This window comes from Mesorhizobium sp. WSM4819 (assembly GCF_055811215.1).
This window is the reverse complement of sequence record NZ_JBVVQO010000035.1, coordinates 47,827-72,220: the sequence shown is the minus strand read 5'-3', so window position 1 is coordinate 72,220 and position 24,394 is coordinate 47,827. Positions and strand designations below refer to the sequence as shown.

The 24,394-nt window shown below is 61.8% G+C and carries 23 protein-coding genes, 1 tRNA gene and 2 pseudogenes; 9 read left to right on the top strand and 17 right to left on the bottom strand.

Annotation, left to right across the window (positions count from 1 at the left end):
- Nucleotides 1-194: 194 nt before the first annotated feature.
- Nucleotides 195-521, top strand: coding sequence for a hypothetical protein (locus AC0L18_RS25610; protein ID WP_287050966.1), 327 nt, complete (start codon nt 195-197; stop codon nt 519-521).
- An 81-nt stretch (nt 522-602) separates the two neighbouring features.
- Nucleotides 603-845 (top strand): YMGG-like glycine zipper-containing protein, encoded by a 243-nt coding sequence (locus AC0L18_RS25605; RefSeq protein WP_027153471.1) that lies wholly within the window; start codon nt 603-605, stop codon nt 843-845.
- A 123-nt stretch (nt 846-968) separates the two neighbouring features.
- Here AC0L18_RS25605 and AC0L18_RS25600 read toward each other — a convergent pair whose 3' ends face one another.
- From AC0L18_RS25600 to xylF, 4 genes are all read right to left on the bottom strand, one after another.
- Nucleotides 969-2,612 (bottom strand): CHASE domain-containing protein, encoded by a 1,644-nt coding sequence (locus AC0L18_RS25600; protein WP_473494713.1) that lies wholly within the window; start codon nt 2,610-2,612, stop codon nt 969-971.
- 112 nt (nt 2,613-2,724) lie between these two features.
- Entirely contained in the window at nt 2,725-3,519 is a 795-nt protein-coding gene (locus AC0L18_RS25595; protein ID WP_236368827.1) for an ATP-binding cassette domain-containing protein, read from the bottom strand.
- Between the two features lie 93 nt (nt 3,520-3,612).
- Nucleotides 3,613-4,932: a sugar ABC transporter permease gene (locus AC0L18_RS25590; protein ID WP_473494712.1), complete on the bottom strand. Its 1,320-nt coding sequence runs from the start codon at nt 4,930-4,932 to the stop codon at nt 3,613-3,615.
- 140 nt (nt 4,933-5,072) lie between these two features.
- Complete coding sequence (gene xylF, locus AC0L18_RS25585; protein ID WP_473494711.1) at nt 5,073-6,113, bottom strand: D-xylose ABC transporter substrate-binding protein; 1,041 nt, start codon at nt 6,111-6,113, stop codon at nt 5,073-5,075.
- 265 nt (nt 6,114-6,378) lie between these two features.
- Here xylF and AC0L18_RS25580 point away from each other — a divergent pair, with 265 nt between their 5' ends.
- Complete coding sequence (locus AC0L18_RS25580; RefSeq protein WP_473494710.1) at nt 6,379-7,626, top strand: ROK family protein; 1,248 nt, start codon at nt 6,379-6,381, stop codon at nt 7,624-7,626.
- Between the two features lie 131 nt (nt 7,627-7,757).
- Here AC0L18_RS25580 and phoB read toward each other — a convergent pair whose 3' ends face one another.
- The 6 genes from phoB to AC0L18_RS25550 all read right to left on the bottom strand — a co-directional run bounded on the left by phoB (nt 7,758) and on the right by AC0L18_RS25550 (nt 14,153).
- Entirely contained in the window at nt 7,758-8,447 is a 690-nt protein-coding gene (gene phoB / locus AC0L18_RS25575) for a phosphate regulon transcriptional regulator PhoB (RefSeq protein WP_031254097.1), read from the bottom strand.
- Between the two features lie 16 nt (nt 8,448-8,463).
- Nucleotides 8,464-9,171 carry a phosphate signaling complex protein PhoU gene (phoU, locus tag AC0L18_RS25570; protein WP_473494709.1) on the bottom strand — a complete coding sequence of 236 codons (708 nt, stop codon included), beginning with the start codon at nt 9,169-9,171 and terminating at the stop codon, nt 8,464-8,466.
- 35 nt (nt 9,172-9,206) lie between these two features.
- Nucleotides 9,207-10,022: a phosphate ABC transporter ATP-binding protein PstB gene (gene pstB / locus AC0L18_RS25565; RefSeq protein ID WP_473494708.1), complete on the bottom strand. Its 816-nt coding sequence runs from the start codon at nt 10,020-10,022 to the stop codon at nt 9,207-9,209.
- A gap of 12 nt (nt 10,023-10,034) precedes the next feature.
- Nucleotides 10,035-11,648 carry a phosphate ABC transporter permease PstA gene (pstA, locus tag AC0L18_RS25560; RefSeq protein ID WP_473494707.1) on the bottom strand — a complete coding sequence of 538 codons (1,614 nt, stop codon included), beginning with the start codon at nt 11,646-11,648 and terminating at the stop codon, nt 10,035-10,037.
- Nucleotides 11,641-13,029, bottom strand: coding sequence for a phosphate ABC transporter permease subunit PstC (gene pstC, locus AC0L18_RS25555; RefSeq protein ID WP_473494706.1), 1,389 nt, complete (start codon nt 13,027-13,029; stop codon nt 11,641-11,643). The genes pstA and pstC overlap by 8 nt, the downstream gene beginning before the upstream one ends.
- 119 nt (nt 13,030-13,148) lie before the next feature.
- Nucleotides 13,149-14,153 (bottom strand): PstS family phosphate ABC transporter substrate-binding protein, encoded by a 1,005-nt coding sequence (locus tag AC0L18_RS25550; RefSeq protein ID WP_473494705.1) that lies wholly within the window; start codon nt 14,151-14,153, stop codon nt 13,149-13,151.
- Nucleotides 14,154-14,931: 778 nt separating this feature from the next.
- On the opposite strand from AC0L18_RS25550, the gene AC0L18_RS25545 reads away from it, so the two are divergent.
- The 3 genes and pseudogenes from AC0L18_RS25545 (at nt 14,932) to AC0L18_RS25535 (ending at nt 17,267) form a co-directional block, all read left to right on the top strand.
- Nucleotides 14,932-15,294: a hypothetical protein gene (locus AC0L18_RS25545; RefSeq protein WP_473494704.1), complete on the top strand. Its 363-nt coding sequence runs from the start codon at nt 14,932-14,934 to the stop codon at nt 15,292-15,294.
- A gap of 320 nt (nt 15,295-15,614) precedes the next feature.
- Nucleotides 15,615-15,849: pseudogene (locus AC0L18_RS25540) on the top strand (hypothetical protein).
- A gap of 533 nt (nt 15,850-16,382) precedes the next feature.
- Nucleotides 16,383-17,267 carry a hypothetical protein gene (locus tag AC0L18_RS25535; RefSeq protein WP_473494703.1) on the top strand — a complete coding sequence of 295 codons (885 nt, stop codon included), beginning with the start codon at nt 16,383-16,385 and terminating at the stop codon, nt 17,265-17,267.
- Nucleotides 17,268-17,732: 465 nt separating this feature from the next.
- Here the strand turns inward: AC0L18_RS25535 and AC0L18_RS25530 are convergent, their stop codons facing one another.
- The 7 genes from AC0L18_RS25530 to AC0L18_RS25500 form a co-directional block, all read right to left on the bottom strand.
- Nucleotides 17,733-18,623, bottom strand: coding sequence for a glutathione S-transferase family protein (locus AC0L18_RS25530; RefSeq protein ID WP_473494702.1), 891 nt, complete (start codon nt 18,621-18,623; stop codon nt 17,733-17,735).
- A gap of 27 nt (nt 18,624-18,650) precedes the next feature.
- A complete protein-coding gene (locus AC0L18_RS25525; protein WP_091593265.1) occupies nt 18,651-19,232 on the bottom strand; it encodes a VOC family protein in 582 nt (193 codons plus the stop codon).
- 185 nt (nt 19,233-19,417) lie between these two features.
- The gene (locus tag AC0L18_RS25520; protein WP_473494701.1) at nt 19,418-19,837 is read right to left on the bottom strand and encodes a type II toxin-antitoxin system HicB family antitoxin; all 420 of its coding nucleotides are present in this window, start codon (nt 19,835-19,837) and stop codon (nt 19,418-19,420) included.
- Nucleotides 19,838-19,842: 5 nt separating this feature from the next.
- The gene (locus AC0L18_RS25515) at nt 19,843-20,031 is read right to left on the bottom strand and encodes a type II toxin-antitoxin system HicA family toxin (protein WP_473494700.1); all 189 of its coding nucleotides are present in this window, start codon (nt 20,029-20,031) and stop codon (nt 19,843-19,845) included.
- A 257-nt stretch (nt 20,032-20,288) separates the two neighbouring features.
- A tRNA-Glu gene (locus tag AC0L18_RS25510) sits at nt 20,289-20,363 on the bottom strand.
- Nucleotides 20,364-20,453: 90 nt separating this feature from the next.
- Nucleotides 20,454-20,861, bottom strand: coding sequence for a VOC family protein (locus tag AC0L18_RS25505; RefSeq protein ID WP_473494699.1), 408 nt, complete (start codon nt 20,859-20,861; stop codon nt 20,454-20,456).
- A complete protein-coding gene (locus AC0L18_RS25500; RefSeq protein ID WP_091593269.1) occupies nt 20,858-21,235 on the bottom strand; it encodes a fimbrial protein in 378 nt (125 codons plus the stop codon). The genes AC0L18_RS25505 and AC0L18_RS25500 overlap by 4 nt, the downstream gene beginning before the upstream one ends.
- Before the next feature lie 25 nt (nt 21,236-21,260).
- On the opposite strand from AC0L18_RS25500, the gene AC0L18_RS25495 reads away from it, so the two are divergent.
- The 3 genes and pseudogenes from AC0L18_RS25495 to AC0L18_RS25485 all read left to right on the top strand — a co-directional run bounded on the left by AC0L18_RS25495 (nt 21,261) and on the right by AC0L18_RS25485 (nt 24,334).
- Nucleotides 21,261-22,340, top strand: a complete 1,080-nt coding sequence (locus AC0L18_RS25495; protein ID WP_473494698.1) for an RluA family pseudouridine synthase — start codon at nt 21,261-21,263, stop codon at nt 22,338-22,340.
- 207 nt (nt 22,341-22,547) lie between these two features.
- A pseudogene (gene rpoH / locus AC0L18_RS25490) lies at nt 22,548-23,444 on the top strand (RNA polymerase sigma factor RpoH); the annotation flags it as partial.
- Nucleotides 23,445-23,716: 272 nt separating this feature from the next.
- Nucleotides 23,717-24,334, top strand: a complete 618-nt coding sequence (locus AC0L18_RS25485) for a hypothetical protein (protein WP_473494697.1) — start codon at nt 23,717-23,719, stop codon at nt 24,332-24,334.
- The last annotated feature ends 60 nt before the right edge of the window (nt 24,335-24,394 follow it).

Sequence of the window (24,394 nt, the reverse complement as noted above, 5' to 3'; positions counted from 1 at the left end):
GGTCAGCGCCAACGGAAGTCTCCCTCCCCCTTGTGGGGAGGGGTTAGGGGTGGGGGTCCATCGTAGAGCGAAAGCCTTGGCTTTCCACCTGCGATAGCCTTGCCTGTCGTCGGCCTGTGCTCCATGGTCGCGCCAGCCCGCATCACCGGAACTTTGGCGGATGTAGCCCGTTCTATGGCGGGAGGACCGTCGCCATGGAACATATCGCTGCCGTGCTGCTGGTCATCGGCTGTTCGAACACGATGACCGAGTGCCGCGAACTGCCCGTATCGGTGAGCGTTTTCGAAACCGCTCAGGAGTGCACAGCCGCGCGTCCGTTTGCCATGGGCGATGTGCAGGGTCAGGCTCCGCGCATCATTGCCAAATGCCTTTCCGTCGATCCGGCACTTGAGGATGATTACGACCAGATCGTCTGGAACGTGCGCCCGGACGGCACGCTCGACGCTTCCGTGGAGATTTCCGACCTCGAGCTCGCCTCGAGCGGCGCGCGCCCCGAAAAAGATTCTCTTAGCCAACAATGAAATCGAGCAGGGCAAAACGCTTTTTCGCGTGATAAATGACGGGCGGAGCTACAAGTGAGGACAAAGGCGAGGAGTGACCCTATGCGGAAGATGATTATTGCCATGGTTGCCGCAATCGCGGTCAGCGGTTGCAGCACCACCGAGCAGGATGTCGGCGTCGGCGCCGGTGTCGGCGCTCTGGCCGGCGGCCTGATTGACGGCGGCAAGGGTGCGCTGGTGGGCGCAGCCATCGGTGCCGGTACCGGCCTGCTGGTGCGCAACCTGCGCAATGGCTATTGCCAGTACCGCGACAACCGTGGCCGTCTGTTTACGGCGCGCTGCTGATCCGTTTCAAACGCAAGAGGCATTGGAAGCGGAGACCGGACGAGCCGGTCTCTGTTTACTTGGCCGTTTATTTGGGGCGCTGCATTTGGGCGACTTCGAAAACGCTCGGTTTGCGCCAGCCTTTCAGTCCGACAGCGGGATCCTGATTTCCACCCTCAGCCCGCCATCGTGAAAATCGCGATTGATCGTACCGCGCAATTCGCGCGTCACGTTCAAATCGATCAACTTGGTGCCAAAACCGGTCTTGACAGGTGCTTCGAGTTTCTTCTGGCCGGCTTCGCGCCAGTTGAGAACCAGCGTCCGGCCGCTCCTGTGGCCTTCGACCGACCAGTCGACCTTGAGCGACCAGTCGCCGTTCCTGGTAATGGCCGAATTGCCGGTTTCGCCATATTTCAGCGCGTTCGTCGCCAGTTCGTGAAAGGTCAGGCCGAGCGCTTGCGTCGTCGTCTCGTCGAGCAACACCTCTGGCCCCGACAATATCCCGTCGGGAAGCTCCTTGCCGAACACCTGGCCAAGCTCGATGCGCAAGAGATCGCCAAGATCGGCCTTCTGCCAGCGCGAGCGCGTCAGCATGTCCTGGGATGCCGCCATCGCTTGCAGCCGGGCCGAAAAGGAGGACGAGAACTCGTTGACGTCGGTGGCGTGCGACGCCGTCTGGCGCGCGATCGCCAGCACCCGCGTGATCGAGTTCTTGATGCGGTGCTTCATCTCCTGCAGCATCAGGTCTTTTTCGAGCAGGCTTTTTTCCGTCGTCTCATGCAGCAGCGAGACCGCGTCATAGGCCCGCTCCTGATATCGGGCCACCAGCGCGATCGTTCCGGCGAGCAGCAGTCCGAACAGGCCGAGCATCACCGGAATGGCGCGCGAGGAAGGTTGCGAGAAGGCGCTTGTCGGCCTGAACAGGACCGTCCATGGACGTCCGGCGATGGTGAGTTCGCGAGAAACCAGCAACCTGTCGCCGAAGCTCGACGCCGGCGGCGTTTCCGACTGGAACAAAAGATGGTCGGCATCCACCTTGCCGTCATAGATTTCGATGTTGACCGGCAGCAGCGGCGTCCGGCTGAGCGCGGTCTGGAACAGGTCGCGGGCGCGGAACGCCGCATAGAGAAAGCCTGTTGTCGACGATCTCGACGCATCGATGCCGTCCGCCGCGGTTTCGATGTTGAGCCGCACGAAAACCAGGAAGCCGGTGAAGGTCTGCGCAGCACCTGTTTCCTGGCCTAGCTGCACGCGCCCGCTTGCGTGCTGCTGATTGTCGGCCATCGCCCTTTCGATCGCCTCGCGCCGCGCCGGTTCGGTGAACATGTCGTAGCCGATGCCGGATTGATTGGAAGGATCCAGTGGCTCGAACAGCGTGATGGGCGCACGCCATGGCAGCGTTGTCGTGGCCGGATAGATCGCATCGCTGACGCCATAGTCGTGCTGGATGGCACGCTCGACCGCCGCCTCGTCGCCGGCTCTCACCAGCCGGAGAAAGCCGATGCCGCGCAGGCCGGCGAAATTGTCGTTGATACCCAGCGCATCGAAGAACGCCTTGAACTCGCTCCGCGAAATGTCACCATTGCGAGCCTCGAACAGTGCGTGTGTCGATCGCAGCATCGACAGATGCAGGTCGATGCGGCTATCGATCCGGTTGAGGGCGTCGTCCGCCGTCGCCTCGAATTTGATGCGCGCCGCTTCCTGCGTGGCGAAATAGGCGAATCCCGCCATTGTCAGGCTGATCAGCGCGACGGCGATGAAAGCGACGATCGGGAAGAACTTCTTCAAGCTGCGGCTGCGACCCATGGTTCCCCATCTTATGGGCAAGTCCCCGTGGCAACACAATGGCGCGGCCAAACCATCATGACGGCTGGCACACACATGACAGGTATTTGGCGCTTCAGGCGGCGATCTTCAGCGCGCCTGGTCCCGGAATGGCGCCGGGCGGGCACTTGCCCAGAATGATCATGCCGAGCACCTCGTCCTGGGTCACGTCGCCGGTGCGCGCCGTGCCAACGACCCGACCATTCTTCATGACGCAGACGCGGTCGGCAAGCTCGAACACATCGTGGATGTCATGGCTGATCAGGAAGATGCCGATGCCGTCGGCCTTGAGCTGCATGACCAGTTCGCCGACCTGCGCCGTTTCCTGCGGTCCCAGCGCCGCCGTCGGCTCATCCATGATCAGGATGCGGGCGTTGAACAGGATGGCGCGCGCGATCGCCACCGACTGCCGCTGGCCGCCCGAAAGTTTGACCACCGGTTCCTTGAAGCGCTGGAAGCGGGGATTGAGCCTGCCCATCACCTTGCGCGCCTCGGCCTCCATTGCGCCATCGTCGAGCGTGCCCCAGCCGGTCATCAGTTCGCGGCCGAGGAACAGGTTGGCGGCGGCGTCGACATTGTCGGCGAGCGCCAGCGTCTGGTAGATCGTCTCGATGCCGTATTTCTTGGCGTCGCGCGGATTAGCGATCGAAGCCTCCTCGCCATTGACGAAGATCTGGCCCGAATCGCGCTTGTAGGCGCCGGACAGGATCTTGATCAGCGTCGACTTTCCCGCACCGTTGTGGCCGAGCAGCGCCACGACCTCGCCCGGGAAAAGGTCGATCGACGCATCGTCGACGGCGCGAATGCCGCCGAAGGCAATCGAGATGTTGCGCATATCGATCAGTGGCGTGGGAGCAGTCGTGTCAGCCATGATCGTTCCTTTCCATGGTTTTGCCGAGCATGATGCTGGACCGAAACGGATGTCCACTTTTCGCTGACGCGGACCTTCGGCTCGGGATCATGCTCAGACCCGCTTGCGGTAGACTGTGTCGAGCCAGACGGCCACGACCAGCACGGCGCCGACGACGACGCTCTGAAGCGGCGAATCGATGCCGAGCAACACCATGCCGGACTGCAGCGACTGCATCAGAAGCGCGCCTAGCATGGCGCCGAGCACCGTGCCGGAGCCGCCGGCCAGCGACGTGCCGCCGATGACGGCTGCTGCGATGACCAAGAGTTCGTCCAGCGTGCCCAGCGCATTGGTCGCCGCATTGAGGCGGGCCGAAGCAATTGCCGCGCTGATCGCGGCCAGAACGCCCATGATCATGAACACTTTCATGGTCACCCAGCGCGTGTTGATGCCGGCGAGTTCCGCCGCTTCCGGGTTGCCGCCAATGGCAAAGACGTAGCGGCCGAAACGGGTGCGCCGGGTGATGAAGGTCATGACGATGCCGACTGCGACCGCGATCAGCACCGGTATGGCGATGCCATGGGCGATGAACAGCCCGCCTTCGGGGATGGTGATGCCGGTCCGCTGGGCGTATTGGCGAACGATGCCGATCGGCCAGGGATAGGAATTGGCGATCCAGACGGCGCCGAGGATGGCGGCGCAGGCGACAACACCAAGCAGGCTCTCCGCCCAGACCGGGCGCAACGGAAACTTGAAGCGCTTGCGCTGCGACCGGCCGTTGAGCAGCATCAAGGCGACGGCCACACAGGCGAGAATGCCGACGATCCAGCTCGCGGTCGCCCCAATCGAGCCACGCGGCCCGCCACCCATCAGCTGGAACGTGGCATCGAGCGGCGCGACCGTGCGCCCGCTCGTCATCAGCCACGCCATGCCGCGCCAGATCAGCAGGCCGCCCAGCGTCACGATGAAGGCCGGAACCTCGAGATAGGCGATGATGAAGCCCTGAAGCGCGCCGATCATCAGGCCGAGCGCCACGCCGGCAGCCAATGCGATGACCCATATCCAGGGATTTCCAAGCTGGAATCCCATGACGCGGACGAGGAATTCTGCCTGGGCAACGCCCATCACCATGCCGATCACGCCTTCGACGGAGCCGACCGAAAGATCGATGTTGCGCATCACGATGACCAGCACCATGCCGGTCGCCATGATCGCGACCGAGGAAGTCTGCACCGACAGGTTCCAGAGATTGCGCGGCGTGAGGAAAAGCCCACCCGACAGGATGTGGATTCCAACCCAGATGATCATCAGCGCGCCGACCATGCCGAGCATGCGTATGTCGAGCTCGGTTGCCTTGAGGAAGCGGCCGAAGGGGCTGAGCGCGGATTCACGCGCCCGATCGGCAGCCGGCGTGTTGGAAGTCGTGTCGGTCATGATGTCCTCCCACCGTTGCCGTCTGCCGCGGATGCCGGAAGCAGCATAAACGTTACCCGCGAGACGCGGGAAAACAACTCTTTTGAAAAAAACGCCGCGGCGTGAAACCGCGGCGTCTCAGGTTTTTTGGCGAAAGCGGATCAGTTGCAGACCGGTACAGTGCCCGCTGCCACGCCGGCGCAGACCTCTTCCTGCTGGATCCAGCCGGCGTCGATGACGACGTTGAGATTGTCCCTGGTGATGGCAATCGGCGTCAGGAACAGCGACTTGACGACATTGCCGCCGGGCGTGGTGAAGTCCTTGACGCCGGCAATATCTGTCATCGGCTTGCCGTCGGCCAGCTGCGAGGCGATCTCGGCAGCGTTCTTGCCGAGCTCGCGCGCGTCTTTCCACACCGAGACGGTCTGCGTGCCGAGCGCGATGCGGTTCAGCGCGGCATGGTCGCCGTCCTGGCCCGAAACCGGGACGGATCCGGCCAGTCCTTGCGCCGTCAGCGCCGCGACGACGCCACCGGCGGTGCCGTCATTGGCGGCAACCACCGCATCGACCTTGTTGTCGTTGGCGGTCAGGAACTGTTCCATGTTCTTCTGGGCGTTGGCGGGAAGCCAGCCGTCCGTATAAGCCTCGCCGACATTCTTGATCTTGCCGCTGTCGATGGCATCCTTGAGCACCTCCATGGAGCCGGCGAACAGGAAATCGGCATTAGGGTCGGCGCCCGAGCCCTTGATGAAGACGTAATTGCCTTCCGGCGCCACCTTGAACACTTCGCGGGCCTGCATGCGGCCGACTTCCTGGTTGTCGAAGGTCAGATAGAAGACGTCCTTGTTCTCGATCAGCCGGTCATAGCCGACGACCGGAATGCCTTCGTCCAGCGCCTTCTGCACCGCCGGACCGATGGCCGAGGCATCCTGCGCAAGGATGATCAGCGCGTTGGCGCCCTGCGAGATCAGGCTCTCGACGTCGGTCAACTGCTTGCCGGGATTGGACTGCGCGTCAGCGGAGATATATTTGTCGCCGGCGGCATCGATCGCCGCCTTCATGGCGGCTTCGTCGGTCTTCCAACGCTCTTCCTGGAAGTTCGACCACGAAACGCCAATGACCTTGTCCTTGGCCTGCGCGGCCGACGCGAGCGTCAGCGACATGGCGACCCCCGCCAGAATGGCGGCTGCGAATCTCTTCATGATATTCCTCCCTGCGCCGCGTAGGGCGCGACCAACTGGCCCGAAGGCCGGCACAAAGGCTCCTATTTTTTCGAGCCTCGAAAAAATACTGGTCCAACGCCGAAGCACTGTCAACACCAATTCTGATGGATTTTGACGTCCTGTCGGTCTTTTTTTCGAGGCTCGGAATAATAATGACAGCCCCTTCTGCTTCTGCCAGTATTTGTCGGACATTACCGACGGCTTCCGATTCATGAGCGGCCGCGGCGATGAGGAGGAACAAAAAATGTCGGTGGGAATCCGTCATGACGATCTGCGCCGGCGCAACCGGGCGATGGTGATTTCGGCCGTGCGCCGCGCAGGCCAGCCGTCGCGGACCGAGATTGCCGCGACCACCGGCCTTAGCCATTCGACCATATCGGCGATATCTGCCGACCTGATCCAGGAAGGCATCCTGGCCGAGAGCAAGGCGAGCGAGACGGTTTCGCTGAAACGCGGCCGGCCGCAGGTCGGCCTCAGCCTCAATCCGCAAGCCGCTGCGGTGTTGGCCGTCGTGTTGTCGCTGAATTTCCTGTCGGTCGCCGTCATCGATTATGCCGGACAAGTGGTCGCCGAGGAACAGCGCCGGCTGGACACGCTGACCATGTCGCGTGACGCGCTGATCGACGAATGTGTCGCCATCGTCCGGCGCCGGCTCGAAGATCCCGACCTCGATGTCCAAAGCGTCGCCCGCATCGCGCTGGCGATCCAGGGCATCACCGATTCCCACGCGCGCGCCATGTTGTGGTCGCCGATCACGCCGCAGACGAACATCGCCTTCGCCGACATTCTGGAACGCGAGTTCGGCATCCCGGCCATCATGGAGAACGACTGCAACATGATGGCCGTGGCGCTGCGCTGGCGCCATCCGGATCGCTACCGCGACGATTTCATCGCCATCCTGCTCTCGCACGGCATCGGTATGGGGCTGGTGCTGAAGGGCGAGCTGTTCACCGGCACCCACTCCTCAGGCGGCGAATTCGGCCACATGATCCATCGGCCGGGCGGCGCGCTTTGCCGCTGCGGGCGGCGCGGCTGCGTCGAGGCTTATGCCGGCAACTACGCCATCTGGCGCAACGCAAGGCTGTTGAGCGAGAACGCCGAGCCGGTCGCCGATGTCAGCGACGCCGACATGCGGGCCTTGGCGGCCCGGGCGCGCGAGATGGACGGACCGGAGCGCGAAGCCTACCGCAAGGCCGGCGAGGCGCTCGGCTTCGGGCTCGGCAGCCTGTTTGCGCTGATCGATCCTGCGCCGGTGGCCATGGTCGGCGCGAGCGCTGCCGCCTTCGACCTGATCGAGCCGGCCCTGCGCGCGGCCATCGCCCAGACCGCCGGCGGCCAGCATTCGGGTTCGATTTCCTTCGACACCGAGCCGAATGAGTTGCCGCTGATCCGCGAAGGCTGCGCCATGCGGGCGCTGAGCTTCGTCGATCAGGAGATTTTCGCGCCGAGCATCCAGGCACGAGCCGGCTCGGTCGGAAAGAACGTGGCTTGAATCCGAAGGCAGGGATTCCCGGGTCGCGACTTGGGGTGTGTTGAGATTCAGGTCAGGCCGAGTCGAGAATGGTGGGTTCCGAGAACCGGAGCGGAGCGTACTCTGGGGTACGCCGGAAGCGCAGGTATCAGCTAGTCTTCCCTGATCGCATAGCCGGCGCCACGGATGGTGCGGATGACATCGGGCATGCGACCATTGTTGACCGCCTTGCGCAACCGGCCGACATGGACGTCCACGGTGCGCTCGTCGATGTAGATCGTCTCGCCCCAGACATTGTCGAGCAACTGGCTGCGCGAGAAGACCCGACCCGGGTGCCGCATCATGAATTCGAGCAGCCGGAATTCGGTCGGCCCGAGCCGGATCTCGCTCTTCTTGCGATAGACCCGGTGCGATTCACGATCGAGCATGATGTCGCCGACCTTGAGCACGCTGGACAGCACTTCCGGCTTGGCGCGGCGCAGCAGCGCCTTGACCCTGGCCATGAATTCCGGTGTCGAGAACGGCTTGACCAGATAGTCGTCGGCTCCGGTCGAAAGGCCGCGCACCCGGTCGCTCTCCTCGCCGCGCGCGGTCAGCATGATGATCGGCAGCCGCTCGGTTTCGGGGCGCACCCGAAGCCGCCGGCAAAGCTCGATGCCGGAAACCGCCGGCACCATCCAGTCGAGCACCAAAAGATCGGGCACGTTTTCCTGCAGCCGGATTTCGGCCTCGTCGCCGCGCGTCACCACCTCGACCTGATAGCCTTCGGATTCCAGATTATAACGGAGGAGGACGCCCAGCGGCTCTTCATCCTCCACCACCATGATGCGCGGCGCGATCATCGGCCGGTCACTCCTGTCATGTCGCCGGCGCCGACATCGTCGTTTCGTCGAGCTTCGGGCGATCCGCCGGCAATTGCTGCCCGGTCACGACAAAGTAGGCGTTTTCGGCGATGTTGGTGACGTGATCGCCGATACGCTCGAGATTCTTGGCGCAGAACAGAAGGTGCGTGCAGGCGGTGATGTTGCGCGGATCCTCCATCATGTAGGTCAGGAGCTCGCGAAAAACCGCCGTGTATTTCACGTCGATCTTCTGGTCGTCGGCGCGCAGTTCCTTCAACGCGCCGGCATCGCGCGACACATAGTGCTCGACCACGCCGCGCAGCTGCACAAGAACGAGATCCGCCATCGCGTCAATACCGTGCGACAGATTATGCGGCGTCGCGCTCTGCCCGACTGCGCTGACCCGCTTGGCTATGTTCTTGGCCAGGTCGCCGATGCGCTCGAGATCGCCGGCCATGCGGATTGCGCCAACCACGGCGCGCAGATCCTGCGCCATCGGCTGCCGCTTGGCGATCAGCGTGATGGCGCTGTCGTCGAGCTCGCGCTGCCGCGCATCCATGATGGCGTCGTCCGAGACGACGCGCTGCGCCATCGCATTGTCCGACGCAAGCAGCGCGCGGATCGAGGCTGCGACCATTGCGGCGGCAAGCTCGTCCATGTCGCGGATCAGCCTGTCGATGTGCTCCAGTTCCTCGTCGAAAGATGCGACGGTGTGTTCACCCATGGTGCTGTCCTCGTGTTCGAAATTCGCCGGACCGCTCAGCCGAACCGGCCGGTGATATAGTCCTGGGTGCGCTTGTCGTCCGGGTTGGTGAACATCTTGTCGGTCGCGCCCTCCTCGACCAGATAGCCGAGATGGAACATCGCCGTGCGTTGCGACACGCGCGCCGCCTGCTGCATCGAATGGGTGACGATGACGATCGTATAGTTCTGGCGCAGTTCGTCGATCAGTTCCTCGACGCGGGCGGTGGCGATCGGATCGAGCGCCGAACAGGGCTCGTCCATCAGGATCACTTCCGGCGACACGGCGATGGCGCGCGCGATGCACAGGCGCTGCTGCTGTCCGCCGGACAGGCCGGTACCCGACTCGAGCAGGCGATCCTTGACCTCGTTGAACAGGCCGGCCTTCTTCAGGCTCGATTCGACGATGCCGTCCAACTCGGCTTTGGTCCTGGCAAGGCCGTGAATGCGCGGACCGTAGGCGACGTTTTCGTAGATCGACTTCGGAAACGGGTTCGGCTTCTGGAATACCATGCCGACGCGAGCTCGCAACTCGACGACATCGATTTTCGGATCGTAGACGTCCTCGCCGTCCAGCGTGATCTTGCCGCTCACCCGCGCGATATCGATGGTGTCATTCATTCGGTTCAGGCAACGCAGGAACGTCGACTTGCCGCAGCCCGATGGGCCGATCAACGCCGTCACCTGATGCTCGCGGACATCGAGATCGACGTCGAACAGTGCTCGCTTCTCGCCGTAGTGAACGGAGACCTTTTCGCCCTTCATCTTGATCGAAGGGGCGTTGGTTGTGCTGCTCAGTTTCTGCTCGACGCCGGCTTCCGTCATGATGTTCATATCCTCTACTCCTTACCAGCGCCGCTCGAAGCGCCTGCGCAGTATCACCGCGATGGCATTCATGATGACCAAAAACACCAGCAAAATCAAAATCGCCGCCGAAGTCTTCTGCTGGAACCCCGCTTCCGGGAAATCCGCCCACATGAATATCTGCACCGGCAGGATCGTTGCGGGATCGGTGAAGCCGCCGGGAATGTCGACGATGAAGGCGACCATGCCGATCATCAGCAACGGCGCGGTTTCGCCGAGCGCATGCGCCATTCCGAGGATGGTGCCGGTCATGATGCCCGGCATCGCCAACGGCAGGACGTGATGGAATACGGTCTGGACCTTGGACGCTCCGATGCCAAGCGCCGCCTCGCGGATCGACGGCGGCACGGCGCGCAGCGAAGCGCGCGAGGCGATAATGATGATCGGCAGGGTCATCAGCGCCAGCACCATGCCGCCGACCACCGGGGCTGAGCGCGGCATGCCGAAGAAATTCAGGAATACGGCAAGTCCAAGCAGGCCGAAGACGATCGAAGGCACCGCCGCCAGATTGTTGATATTCACTTCGATCATCGTCGTCAGCCGGTTCTTGGGCGCAAATTCCTCAAGATAGATCGCCGCTGAAACGCCGATCGGGAAGGCGATGGCGAGGGTTACGATCATGGTCAGGAACGATCCGACGACCGCGCCCCAGACACCGGCCAATTCCGGCTCGCGGCTTGCGCCGGTGAAGAAGAAGATCGAGTTGAACCGGCTTTCGATCAGGCCGGCGCTCTTCAGCGTGTCGAGCCAGACGATCACCTTGTCCGAAATCTTTCGCGATGCTTCCGGCGTCTCGATGACGCGCAGGAATGCCTGGCCGCTCGCGGCGGGCGCCGTGCTGTCCAGCGCCTCGATCACCGTGCCTTTTGCGATCACCGTGCCGTTGGCCGCAGGCGACAGCGAGGTCAGCTTGACCGTGCCGCCATTGAACGCGACCAGCAGCGACGACGCGCCGCTCGTCAGCGTAAACATGCCGTTTTCGCCCTCGGTCGCACCATGGCCGCGCGCCAGCGCCAGCATGGCATCGTCGCCGAAGGTCAGATCGATGTCGCCGCTGGTTCCCGAAGGCGTGACGCTTGTCGAAATCGCTTCGTCCGAACCGACGTCGGCAAGCAAACCCTTGAGATAGAGGTCGGCAAAATCGTCAAGTGGAACCGCATAGTCCACCGTTCCTCCGAGCATCCCCGGATCAGCCGCAATATCCTTGCGCAGGAACACGCCTGTGCCGGTGGAAATCAGCCCGCGCAGCAGGCGCTTGTCCTGGCGGCTCTTCACATCCGGAAATTTTGCCGTAAGCGCTTCCTGAGCGATGGCGTCGTAGTTCACTTCATCGAGTTTCGCCGGGTCGACCTTGGCCGCTGAAAGATCGATCGGCAGCGTCACATAGTTCTGCCGCAGCGCCGGAATCGCCTGCGTGACGATCGTCGACAGGAGCAGCACAAGGAACAAGCCGGCCAACGCGACAGCTGCAGCGCCAAGCCATTTGAACCATTTTTCCGTGCGGTAGCGGCCCTTCAGCCGCGCCTTCGCGGCATCGTCGGTATGAACGCTGACCGGCCGTCCGACGGCGCCGAATGACGAGATCGCATCAGTCATATTGCTCTCGGTATATCTGGACGACGCGCAAAGCGACGATGTTGAGGGTAAGCGTGATGCAGAACAGCACCAGGCCGAGTGCGAAAGCTGCAAGCGTCTTGGCGCTGTCGAACTCCTGGTCGCCCACCAGCAGCGTCACGATCTGCACGGTCACGGTGGTGACCGCTTCGAGCGGGTTTGCCGTGAGGTTTGCCGCCAGCCCCGCCGCCATGACCACGATCATCGTTTCGCCGATTGCGCGGCTGACGGCAAGCAGCATCGCCGAAACGATGCCCGGAAGGGCAGCGGGAAGGACCACCTTGCGGATGGTTTCCGACTTGGTCGCGCCGAGGCCGGCAGAACCGTCTCTCAGGGATTGCGGAACGGCGTTGATCACATCGTCGGAAAGCGAGGAAACGAAGGGAATGATCATGATACCCATGACCACGCCTGCGGCGAGCGCGGATTCAGATGCGACGTTGAGGCCCAGGCTTTCGCCGATACCGCGGAAGTAGGGCGCAACCGTCAGCGCGGCGAAGAAGCCGTAGACGACGGTCGGAATGCCGGCGAGGATTTCCAGAACCGGCTTTGCGACCGCGCGGACGCTTTTGGAGGCGTAATCCGAAAGGTAGATCGCAGCCATCAGCCCGATAGGCGCAGCCACCAGCATGGCGATGAAGGTGATGAGCAACGTGCCGGCAAAGAGCGGCACCATGCCAAAAATGTCCTCGTTGACCGCCCCGGCCTCGGCTCCCGCGCCGGTGAAGGCGCTCTGCGGCGACCAATGCGTGCCGAACAGGAACTTGTAGAACGGCACCTGTTGGAAGAACCGCAGCGACTCGAAGATAAGCGACAGGACGATGCCGATCGTCGTCAGGATCGCGACCACCGAACAGGCGATCAAGAATGCGCGAAGAACGCGCTCGACCACGTGGCGCGCCCGGTAGGCCTGTGCGATGCGTGAATAGGCCCAGTAAAATCCGGACGCGGAAAGCACGAGTGCGACGGTCCAGATGATCCAGGTGCTGGTCGCATGGACCGATTTGTAGAGGGCGGCGGCCGCCTCTTTCGTGGGGTCGGCGAAGCCGACAAGCCCGCCAAAGGCCATCGCGCGAGCGTCTCGGATGAAAGCTTCGACCTGCGGGACGCCCATTCCCGACAACTCGGAGGCGAAGCGGTCGGCAATGATCGACGATTCAATTCCCGGCGTCACCAGCGACCACAACACGATCGCAAGCAGCGCGGGACCGGCAGCAAAAAGCGCCAGAAACATGCCATGCTGGCCAGGCAGCGAATGCAGTCGCGCGACGTCGCCATTGACGCTGGCAATAGCGCGGGTCCGGCCGAGCCAATAGGCAGCAGCGGCCAGAACCACCAGAAGAACAACGAGATAACCGACCATGATTCGGGACGTCCCCTCGACCGCCGGTCATTCACCGGCTCAAAGCACGGGACCTAAGATCCCGCGCTTTGTGCTTTAGGATATGAGGGGTCAGAGCGGTAGGCTCGGACCCCGAAACATCAGGAGCCCATGCCCTTCAGGGCCTTGGCGTTGTCGGCCGACTTGGCGCGCTCGGCGTCCGGCAGCGGGATCAGGCCCTTGTCGGCCAGATAACCATCAGGACCCCATGCAGCATCCGAGGTGTACTCGGCGATGAACTCCTGCATGCCGGGGATGACACCGACATGCTCTTTTTTGGCATAGACAAAGAGCGAGCGGGAAACGCCGTAATCGCCGGATGCGATGTTCTCGAAAGTCGGCTCGACGCCGTCGACCTTGTGGCCCTGCAGCTTGTCGGCGTTCTGGTCAAGGAACGAGAAGCCAAAGACGCCAAAGGCATTGGGGTTGGCTTCCAGCTTCTGGACGATCAGATTGTCGTTTTCGCCGGCTTCGACAAAAGCGCCGTCTTCGCGGATCTCGCCGCAGCCCTTTTCATTAGCCGCCTTCACTTCTTCCTGGCAGGCCGCATCCATGACGAGTTCGACGAACGCATCGCGCGTGCCGGATGTCGGCGGCGGGCCAAGCACCTCGATCTTTGTCGCGGGAAGCGATGCATCGACATCCGACCAGTTCTTGTAGGGGTTGGGGACGACCTTGCCGTCAACAGCGACGTTCTTGGCGAGCGCCTTGAAAACCTGTTCCTTGGTCAGATCGACGACAGTCCCTGCCTTCGAGTTGGCCAGTACGATGCCGTCGAAGCCGACCTTGATTTCGACCGGCGTCACGCCGTTTGCCTTGCAGGTTTTAAGCTCGCTGTCCTTGATGGCGCGCGAGGCATTGGTGAAGTCGGCGGTATTTTCGCCGACGCCCTGGCAAAACAGCTTCATGCCGCCGCCGGTGCCAGTCGACTCGACGACCGGGGTCTTGATCTTTCCGCTCTGGCCGAGCTTTTCAGCGACAGCCGTCGTGAAGGGGAACACTGTGGACGAACCAACGATTTGAATCTGGTCGCGCGCGGCGGCATAACCAGCCGACGCGGCGAGCGCAAGCGCCGCGGCCGACGCCGTAAGGAGGAATTTCTTCATGTGGCCTGCTCCTGTTCGGAAAAATGGTCTCTCGGCGCCATTCCTTCGGCGCCCGCTGAGGCCATAGCCCCCGATTATTACAGTCACATGACAGTTTGATGTCAGCCCGGTAACCGCCGCACAGCCCTGTCAAAAGGAAGGGCCGCGGGTCTCGCCGGTACAGCCGTGGTTTGCCGCTGGAATCAGCAGCTTGCGCGAATTGCGGCCGGCATTTGCCTGGACGGGCGAACAATTGGCGCCGAAAAAGAAAATCCGGGCGGGAGCGCGTTGCATGCGGCCAAGGAGGTCATGGCCGTGCCATCGCCGAAGCAGGTCCGTTGGGGTAAATCTGACCCTGCTTCTTGCCGGCGGTCGCTGCTCCCGCCCGTAACTGGAGGAGCGGAACTCGAATGCGCTTATTGTTCCAACCGGACGCATGCTTTGGTATGGTGCGATCGCACCATAGTCTTGTCGCAACGCGTCGCCGAATCGGCTGGACCCGACAGGCTGACGTGGCTATGCCGCGCGTGGATTTCCCCGTCCGCGGACCTTTTCGAGCAAGACGCCGCCTGGGGCTAATGGGCTTAGGGCTGATGGGCTTGGGCAGGCAATCGTCCATGCCCGCCCCCAATCGCGCCAAAGTCGCGCCAGGGACGCTGCGGCACTTTGATTTTTGCGCATGATCCCCAGCGAAATCGATTCCGATTCTCCGGGTCATGCGCTAGCCTTGCCCGCAGTGTATTCCGACGGTTGTCGGTAGAACCGAAGCCGCGTTATAAATCCCGCAAGGGTGTTGCCGATGTTGCGACGGATCCTGCCTTTTTTCGTGTGCCCGATGCTGCTGCTAGGGGGCGGCTGCTCGCGCAGCTACGACGGCACCGTCGTCATTCCAAGGCCGCTCGATGTCCGGCGGTTCTGGGACCGGCCGCAGCAGCAGGCGCAAGCCGAACAGCCGCAGTTGCTGCAGACCGATGTCTTTCCTGCGGCGCCCGAAACGCCGGAAACAGCGGCGGCCCGCAAAATCGGCACCTCCGCGGCGCCGAGGAGGAAAATCGCCAGGATTGCCAAACAGCCGCCGATGCCGTCATCCGAGCCGGCGAAACCGCTCACCTGCAGGAACGTCAGCCAACCCGGAAAACGGGTCCGCATGGTCTGCGAATAGCCAGCCGGCATTCAAGCGCTGGCAGCTAAAAGGTGCGCGCCCCGAAAAAATGTTGCTGCGCAGCTGCCGCAGCGGTTCGGTCCGCGCAGGCCGAGAGCATGAGCCGACTGGTGGGTTTCGGGCTGCCTGATCGGCGTTGCCGGCAGCCGCGTTGAACCTTATCCGGCCTTCGACGTTAAACAGCCATTGCAACGCCGCGCGTCGCTTTGGACGCACAAACCATGCTGTGGCGTTCGCATGGTCCTTTCCGAACCGAAGGGCAGCGGAGCAGAGATCGATCCCGATCCCTTGGCGCTGGATGGTCAAAGGAGACCGAACACATGTCGATTCACTTCAATGTCTCGGAACTCACCAAAAATCTGTTTCAATCGCCCAGAAACCTGTTTCACCCACTGACACTGGACCATGAGCGCGCGCCGAGACCCCTCAGCTGAGCAAAGACTTTTGCTGGAATGCTATTTGGCCGGTCAGATTCCGGAATCGGCCTGGAGCGACTACGTCTTCGAGACGCCGGAATTGGCACGCCATGTGGATGCGAGACGCGGGCAACACTGATATCTGGTGAACCGGTCCGATCGCTCGAGGTGACGCCACCGAACAACGCTTGGCTGAATCGGCGGCCCGATCAGCGTGCCGTTGCGCTTGAAGCCGCGGCTTCCCGGGAACAATAGCCCTCGAGACAAAAAGGCCGGCACATGGCCGACCTTTCCTTCCACCTCGACCGCGCCAGTACATCCGTGGTCACGGGTTGGAGGTGAATTGCCGACCAGTAGATAGGGATTTGGTTAACGAATCCTTAACCGACGAGAACCGCTCGTCGACGCGTCGTGGCCACTCTGATTGCGTCTTCGTGATCAGTGCAGAAAGTCGTCTTTAATTACGGCACATATTATTAATCGTCATACACCAACGTGTTAGCGTATGAGGCATATCGAAGATGCATGTCGCGCAAAAGCATGCCCTCGGGCCTGACCCGAGGCTGCGCAGCGTTTTTGCGATTACGACATGCATAAAAACAAGAACTTAAAGCGCGTCGCATTGGATCCGTTCAGCCGCAGCGCGCTTTAGCCTATTCTGGAAGTCGACTTATGGCCGTGCTTGGCGCTCTCCCTCCTGGCGTTCGCTGTCGACCAATTCGCGAAGCAGATTGGCAAGGAGTGGTCGACTGCCTGTGCCGGGGGTTTCCGAAGCGTGACCAAAGTTACTGGATACAGGCGCTGACCCGTTTGGCGCAGCGGCCTCCCGTCGCCGAGTTCCCACAATACGGCTTGGCCTTGGAGAAGGCCGATCGGATCGTCGGCGTTGTGCTGACCCTGTATACCCGTTATCCCGGGCAGGAAGGCGACGAAGTCCGCTGCAACCTTTCAAGCTGGTCCGTCGACGCAGAATTCCGTCCCTATGGCGCCAAATTGGTCACGACGATTCTCAAGCGAAGGGACGTGACCTACACCAATATTTCGCCGGCGCCCGCAACGTTGAAAGCCAACTGGGCGCTCGGTTTTCGGCCCTTCACCACAGGACAATTTGCCTTCTTGCCGGCTTTTAGTTCGTCGCAGCGGTCATGTCGCGTCCTTGAAGCTCGTCCCGATCTTGCGGAAATGGCGATGCTGTCCGACAGCGAGAGGTACATACTCTCGGAACACTCAGCACTTGGCTGCCGGTCATTGATTTGCATTTGCGACGGAGCAGCGTTTCCTTTCGTATTGATGCCGCGCCGGATATTGCGCGGTCTTATCCCATCCTATCAGATCGTCTATTGCCGCTCTCTCGCGGATTTGAGCCGGTTCGCCGGTGCCATCGGGCGCTTTCTCTTGCGAAGCGGCATCCTGCTTTGCGTCGTCGACGCCAGGGAGCCGATTGGAGGTCTGTTCGGGTGGTACCGCGCCAACAGCGGGCTGAAATATTTTAGGGGTCCCAGACCACCCTCGCTTGGAGATCTGTCGTTCACCGAGCTTGTGATGTTCGGTCCCTGAACGACAAGCGCGGCATCAGTCATGCCGCACCGCTTCGCAGCTGAAATGCCAAAAGCGAACCCCCGCCTCTCGGGGCAAGGGTTCCTTTTTGAAAACGACGATCTGTTACTGAACAGGGGCTGTCTGAGCTGGCGGGGTTGCGGGTGCCGGCGTCATCGTGTCGGCTGGAGGCGGCGGCAATTGGCCAGCGGTTGTCGCCTGCGTTCCTCCCGATTGAGTTTGGTCACACGCCGCCAGGGCAGCAAGCGCCAGGCCGAACGCGGCGAATAAGGGTAGTTTGCGGGTCATATACAGTCCCTTCTATGGACGCCACCCGCGCTGGCCCCATCATCGGGATCGATGCCCGCAGGTCAACCGTCGCTCCTTCGTCGACGCTTCAAACATTCTTACGTCCGGTAAAAGGCGGCGGGCCCTCGGGCTCGGTTTAGATCGGCCTGGGCAAGCAAAACCGTGAGAGCGAAAGCCTCACGCGCCTGCCTGCGACTTCACATAGGCGATATAGCCGCGCACGTCGGCGGCCGGCTCGGCATAGGCCTTGCCGAGCTTCTTTTCGATCGCCGCCATATACTCCTTCGCCCATTGCGGCAGCGCGTAGTCGATGGCGGCCAGGAATTCGAGCGTCGCCGCCAGGCGGATGTCGGCGATCGACGGGTACTTGCCGCCGATGAACGGCTTGCCGTTCCTGAAGAAGCTGTGAAAGACCTCCAGCGGCTCGGCTATCGCAGCTATAGCGGCCTTCTGGGCTTCCGCCTTCTTGTCGGGATGAGCGTCGCTGTGGCCGACCTCGCCGGCATATTGCGGGAAATTCAGCGCAGGATAGGTGGCGCGCGCCACATAGGGGTAGAGCGTGCCGATCAGATAGAACATGGCGCTGTCGATCATCGCCCGCTTGGCCGGCGCCTTGGGATATAATTTCTCCAGCCCGTGCTTGTTGGCGAGATACTGCATGATGGCGCAGCTTTCCCACAACACGCCCCTGGGCAGGCCCTTGTCCTCGATCATCGGCGTCAGATGGGCCGGGTTTCGCGCCATATACTCGGGCGAGCGCGTGTGGCCCCATACGTCGGTCTCGGAATGGTCGAGCCCGGCCGCGCGCGCAAACACCCGTACGCTCATATTGTTGACGCTCGGCTTCAGCATGCTGAGCATCAGTGCAGACTTCTTTCCTGATTTCGCCTTGGTCTTCCGCGCCGATCCCGCGGACGCCTTGTCTGCAGCTTTTGCGGCGGCTTTCGCTGCCGGCTCGGCGGAAGCTTTCGATGCCTTGGCTGCAGGCTTTGTCGCGGCCTTGGCAGCTGGTTTCGTAGCGGCCTTGGCGGCCGGCTTCTTTGCACTCTTCGTTGTCATCTTTGCCATTGTGTCCTCCCTTTGTTTGGCCTGTTGTCAGAATGGATTTTTCGGCGCGCGGTCTTCTGACAAGGTCGCACGGGAGCGCTCGACCAGCGCCTGAATCGCGTCGGCAAGATGCACTTCGGCGATTGCGTAGTCGCCGCGCGCGACGCGAAGCTTGTGCGCCTGCATCAGCACGTCGGCATGGGTAAATCCCGCCGGCGGCTCGAAACGGTAGGAAGCGAGCTCGATCAGCAGGCCGAGCGGATCCTCGAAGTAGATCGAATCCATAAAACCGCGATCCTTGACGCCGCTGTGCTTGATGGCGCGCTCGTCGAGCCGGGCGACCGCCTGCAGGAAGGTGACCCGCGACACCGCAAACGCGATGTGATGGACGCAGCCCGGATCGGTCGGTGTACGCCGTTTGACCGGCGTGCGGCTCTCGTCGGTGAAGATGGTGATCAGCCGGCCGTCGCCCGGATCGAAATAGAGGTGGCTTTCGCTGGCCTTGTCGAGATTGGGCTGCTCGAAGATGAAAGGCATGCCAAGCACGCCTTCCCAGAAGTCGATGGAGGTCTGACGCCCGGCACCGACCAGCGTGATATGATGGACACCCTGCGATTGCAATTTCTGCATTGGCCCTCTCCCTGGCAGCCGGATGTCGTCGTCGTGTTCACCTCGTCCCGGTGCCGCTCGCGGTTGTGCTGCCTTGTGCCTGTCACGAGGATTATCAGGAGATGCTAAATCAACCGGCGACGATGCGCCAGAAGCCAGGCCATAGGGACACTTGCATTGGAAGGCCTGGGTAGCGCAAACGGTAGCTAAGCGCTGCGAGCCTTTCGGCCGCCCTCAAGCTCGATGATTCTTTGAGCCGCCTTCGCGATAAAGCCGGACCGGGTATAACCGTGCGCCTCAGCAAAGGCGTCAATTTGGCTTAGAACATCTTCAGCGAGCGTGATGTTCACGCGGACAGCTTTCTTGGCCTCGGTCTTCACCGCAACCAAGATTGCGACGCCGTCTCGATTATCGGCGTCGGCCATGACGCCTTCCAAGCTGGAGGGTTCTGGAATGGCTTCGCCATCTTCGACAAGCCCTTCGATGTGAAAGGCAAGGGCCTGCTCAGCCATAGCACGAGCGTCGTCCAGATCGGTGCCGGCGGTGACAACGCCGGGAAAATCGGGAAAGGACACACCGAAGTCGCTGTCGGTATCCTTATGGATCAATCCGATATACTGCTTCATTGTATCTACCTCAGCTTCAGACCGGATTGACGTTCAATGCTCCGCAAGGTTCCCAAAGGAATATCCCTTTTGGGGTGCGGAACCGTGACTCTGCCGGCTTTCTTCTTGTGTTTGAATTGTGCATGGCTGCCCCTTCGAGCAACTTCATACCAACCATCAGCCTCCAGGGCTTTGATCACGTCTGCACTTTTCATGTGTATAAATACACACTAGCTGCAAAAGATGCAACAAAAAAGTGAAAGTCAGTCTTTCAAATAGCCGTGTCCGGTCAAAGTCTCGGATTCTTCCGAGTAGGGTTCCAGGCATTTATCGCCCGCGCGGGGCCTATGCCCACGGTTGCGTCCAGCGCCTCCAGACCTTAAGGTCCGCCATCATTCGCGGCCGTACATGGTCGTTTATCGACCAATGTTCGATGTAAAAGACCGCAAGAGCGCTAAGTCGATGAAATCCTTGGTACGCCCAAGGGGAATCGAACCCCTGTTCCCGCCGTGAGAGGGCGGTGTCCTGACCGCTAGACGATGGGCGCGTTCAAGAACCGGCGATATAGGCTGACGGCCGGGAAAAAGCAACTGGGCTTCTGGTAGTCAATGGTACCGGGAAAATATCCGTTGCAGGCCTATCGTTTTGGCTGGATCAGGTCCCAGAGATTTCCATGGAGATCGGCGAAAACCGCCACCGTGCCATAGGCCTCGCGGCGGGGCGCCTCGCGGAATTCAACGCCCTTTTTGAGCATTGCCGCATGGTCGCGGACAAAATCGTCGGTTTCGAGAAACAAAAAGACGCGTCCGCCGGTCTGGTTGCCGATGCTATCCCTTTGCGCATCATCCGACGCTTCGGCCAGCAGCAGCTGCGCGCCTTGTCCGTTCGCCGGCGCCACCGTGACCCAGCGCTTGCCGTCGCCGAGATCGACGTCCTCTGTGAGCAAAAAGCCCAGCTTGTCGACATACCAGGCGATCGCCTCGTCGTAATTGGCGACGACAAGCGCAACGCTGGCGACGCGGCGATTTTCAGCGAAACCAGTCATTTATTGCGGATCGAAAAGCGGCCGATGATGCGGCGCTCAGTGATGTCGTAGACAAAAATGGCGCGGCTGCCGTCGGCGAGCTCCGCATCGATGGAGACGCGGTTGCCGGAAAGCGACTGGCTGATGACCCTGGCGCCGACCGGCATCACGATGTCGCCGGTCAGCGGCTCGCCTGATGGCACCTGGATGTCGCCGGCAAGGGATGGGGCTGCCGGTGGCGCGGTGCGCGTTTTGTAGACAAGGGCTGCAATCACCACCATAAGGGCGAGGAACAGCAGGCCGAGATTGATGGCGACGAAGCGGACGAGCTTCTTGCGCACCTTTTCGACTTCGGGGTCGAGCGGCTTTTCCTCGTCTTCATCGGCAGCAGCCATGGCAAACATTCCGGAACGATTTTCGATGAGCGCTCATAACGAAGAGACCCCGATATTGATAGAGGATGGATTGACGGGCGGATCGCCAAACGGGAGATCGCCAGACGGATCGGCCGTGCTGGAAGCAGGCCCCGATGCGGCCGGCCAGCGGCTCGACCAATGGCTGGCGGGCAAGCTCGGCCCGGACATGTCGCGCAGCCGGGTGCAGATGCTGATCCGGCAGGGCGCCGTCAAGGTCGGCGGCCAGCCGGTCAACGAGACCAAACGCAAGATGGCAGCCGGTGAACGCGTATCGGTCGACATGCCGGAGCCGGAGCCGGCGGAGCCGCAAGGCGAGAACATCCCGCTCGACGTCCTCTATGAAGACAATGAATTGATCGTCATCGACAAGCCGCCGGGGCTGGTCGTCCATCCCGGCGCCGGCAACTGGACCGGCACGCTGGTCAATGCGCTGATCCACCATTGCGGCGACAGTCTTTCCGGCATCGGCGGTGTGCGGCGGCCGGGCATCGTCCACCGCCTGGACAAGGAAACCAGCGGCGTCATGGTCGTGGCCAAGACCGACCGCGCCCACAAATCATTGTCGGAGGCCTTTGCCGACCATGGCCTGACCGGCGATCTCAAACGCGCCTATCTGGCGCTGGTCTGGGGCATTCCGATGAGACCGACAGGCACGGTCGACGAGCCACTCGGTCGCGCCGCCGACCGCGTGCGCCGTGCCGTGGTGCCACAGGGCCGCGACGATGCCCGCCACGCCGTCACCCATTTCACGGTGGTCGAGCGCTTTGGCGAGCAGCAAAAGGAGTTTGCCACGGCGAGCCTGGTCGAATGCCGGCTCGAGACCGGCCGCACCCATCAGATCCGCGTCCACATGGCTCATATCGGCCATCCGGTCGTCGGCGATCCCGATTACGGCCAGGCCTTTCGCACCAAGGCGAACCGGCTGCCCGAGCCGCTGAAAGGCCAGGTGAAGGCCTTTCCGCGACAGGCATTACATGCCCGCCTGCTTGAATTTCGGCATCCGACTACCCATTTACCGATGAGGTTCGAGGCGCCGCTACCGAGCGACATGGAGGAACTCGTGGACGGCTTCCGCAGACTCTGAACCGGCTTCATCCATTCAAAACCAGATCGGCAAAAACCTGACCCGCGTTGTTCACTTTGGCGTGACACACTGTTTCGTGTTGAACCAAATGCTGTCCTTTCTGGTTTTGTTCCTGTATACATCCGCTGTCGCGAACGAGCCTTTTGGCGTTCGTGATTTATGCCCGCCGCGTTAGGGGGCACCACTCCAAGAGAGAGGGGCGCTATCATGGCCCAGTCACTACCCAGTATCGTTTCCGGTGAAGGCGGCCTCAGCCGCTACCTGGAAGAAATCCGTCGCTTTCCGATGCTTCAGCCGCAGGAAGAGTACATGCTCGCCAAGCGTTACGCTGAGCACGAGGACACCACGGCTGCGCACAAGCTCGTCACCAGCCACCTTCGGCTCGTCGCCAAGATCGCCATGGGCTATCGCGGCTACGGCCTGCCGATCGGCGAAGTGATCTCGGAAGGCAATGTCGGCCTGATGCAGGCCGTCAAGAAATTCGAACCGGAGCGCGGCTTCCGGCTCGCCACCTACGCCATGTGGTGGATCAAGGCCTCGATCCAGGAATACATCCTGCGCTCGTGGAGCCTGGTCAAGATGGGCACCACCGCCAACCAGAAGCGGCTGTTCTTCAACCTGCGCAAGGTGAAGGGCAAGATCCAGGCGCTCGACGACGGCGACTTGAAGCCCGAGCAGATCGCCGAGATCGCCACCCGCCTCAACGTGTCGGAAGCGGAAGTGGTGTCGATGAACCGCCGCCTGTCGGGCGACGCCTCGCTCAACGCGCCGATCCGGGCGAGCGAAGGCGAGTCCGGTGAGTGGCAGGACTGGCTGGTAGATGACCACGAAAGCCAGGAAGAGGCGCTGATCGAGCAGGACGAACTGGAGAACCGGCGCGGCATGCTGTCCGGCGCTCTTGCCGTGCTCAACGAGCGCGAGCGGCGCATCTTCGAGGCGCGCCGCCTGGCCGAGGAGCCGCTGACGCTGGAAGAGCTGTCGGCCGAGTTCGACATCAGCCGCGAGCGCGTGCGCCAGATCGAGGTGCGCGCCTTCGATATGGTGCTGGACGCGGTAATGGCCGAAGCAAAGCGCCTTATGCCGGCGGTGGGCACCTTCGCGGCGCTGCGGGCGGTTAAAAACCTCCGGCGTAAAAAAATCGCGGCGGCGCCTGTTAACGGGCGCCGCCTTTTTTATGGTCCACCGACTGCCGGGGGACTGTCCTTTGGTGTCATATTCAAGCTGGGGTTGCCGGTTCCGCGGCCTTCGCGAACGCCCGATCCGTCGATCAGCCTGGCTGGCTCATAGCGGCATTATAGCAATTTTCCCCAAGCCCTGGAAACCGCAACGCTGCAAATTATGGCGGCAATGTTCCGGCGCCGACACGGGCTTCCGTCGTGAAATTTCACAAGGTGGCGCTTGCGGCAAGCGGGCGCGACAATGGGCCTCCAGGGTTGCGCTGGGCAGTTGAGCTCGCCTGTTTGGAAATCAAAGGCAGTATGACGATGACGATTTCTCCGTTTCTCACCGCTCTCGGATCCGAAGGTCCTCCAGCCGGCCGAGCGAAAGACATGAACCTGTATGGATGGCTAATTGGAAGCTGGGAAATGGACACGGTCCACTACCGCGATGATGGCACAATCCAGAAATGGGATGGAGAATGCCATTTTGGCTGGGTGCTCGAAGGCCGCGCGATTCAGGACGTCTGGATCAGGCCCAAGCGCCCTGCGCCGTCCACGATGTATGGCACGACTTTGCGCATCTTCGATCCTGGGATCGATGGCTGGCACATCATATGGAACGACCCGCTCAACCGAGATCACTCACTCCAGATCGGGCGGGCCGAGGGTAAGGACATTGTCCAACTCGGCACTGATTCGCGCGGTCTGAAAACTCGATGGCGTTTCACCGAGATCACCGCCAGCAGCTTCCATTGGATCGGCGAGGAAAGATCTTCCGAGAGCGACCCTTGGCAAATCACGTATGAACATTTAGTCCGCCGAACAAAACCCTGAAGCTAGACTGGCTGGCCTCTGCGCTGCCCCTCATCCGGCAGGGCGATGAGGGGCGGCGCC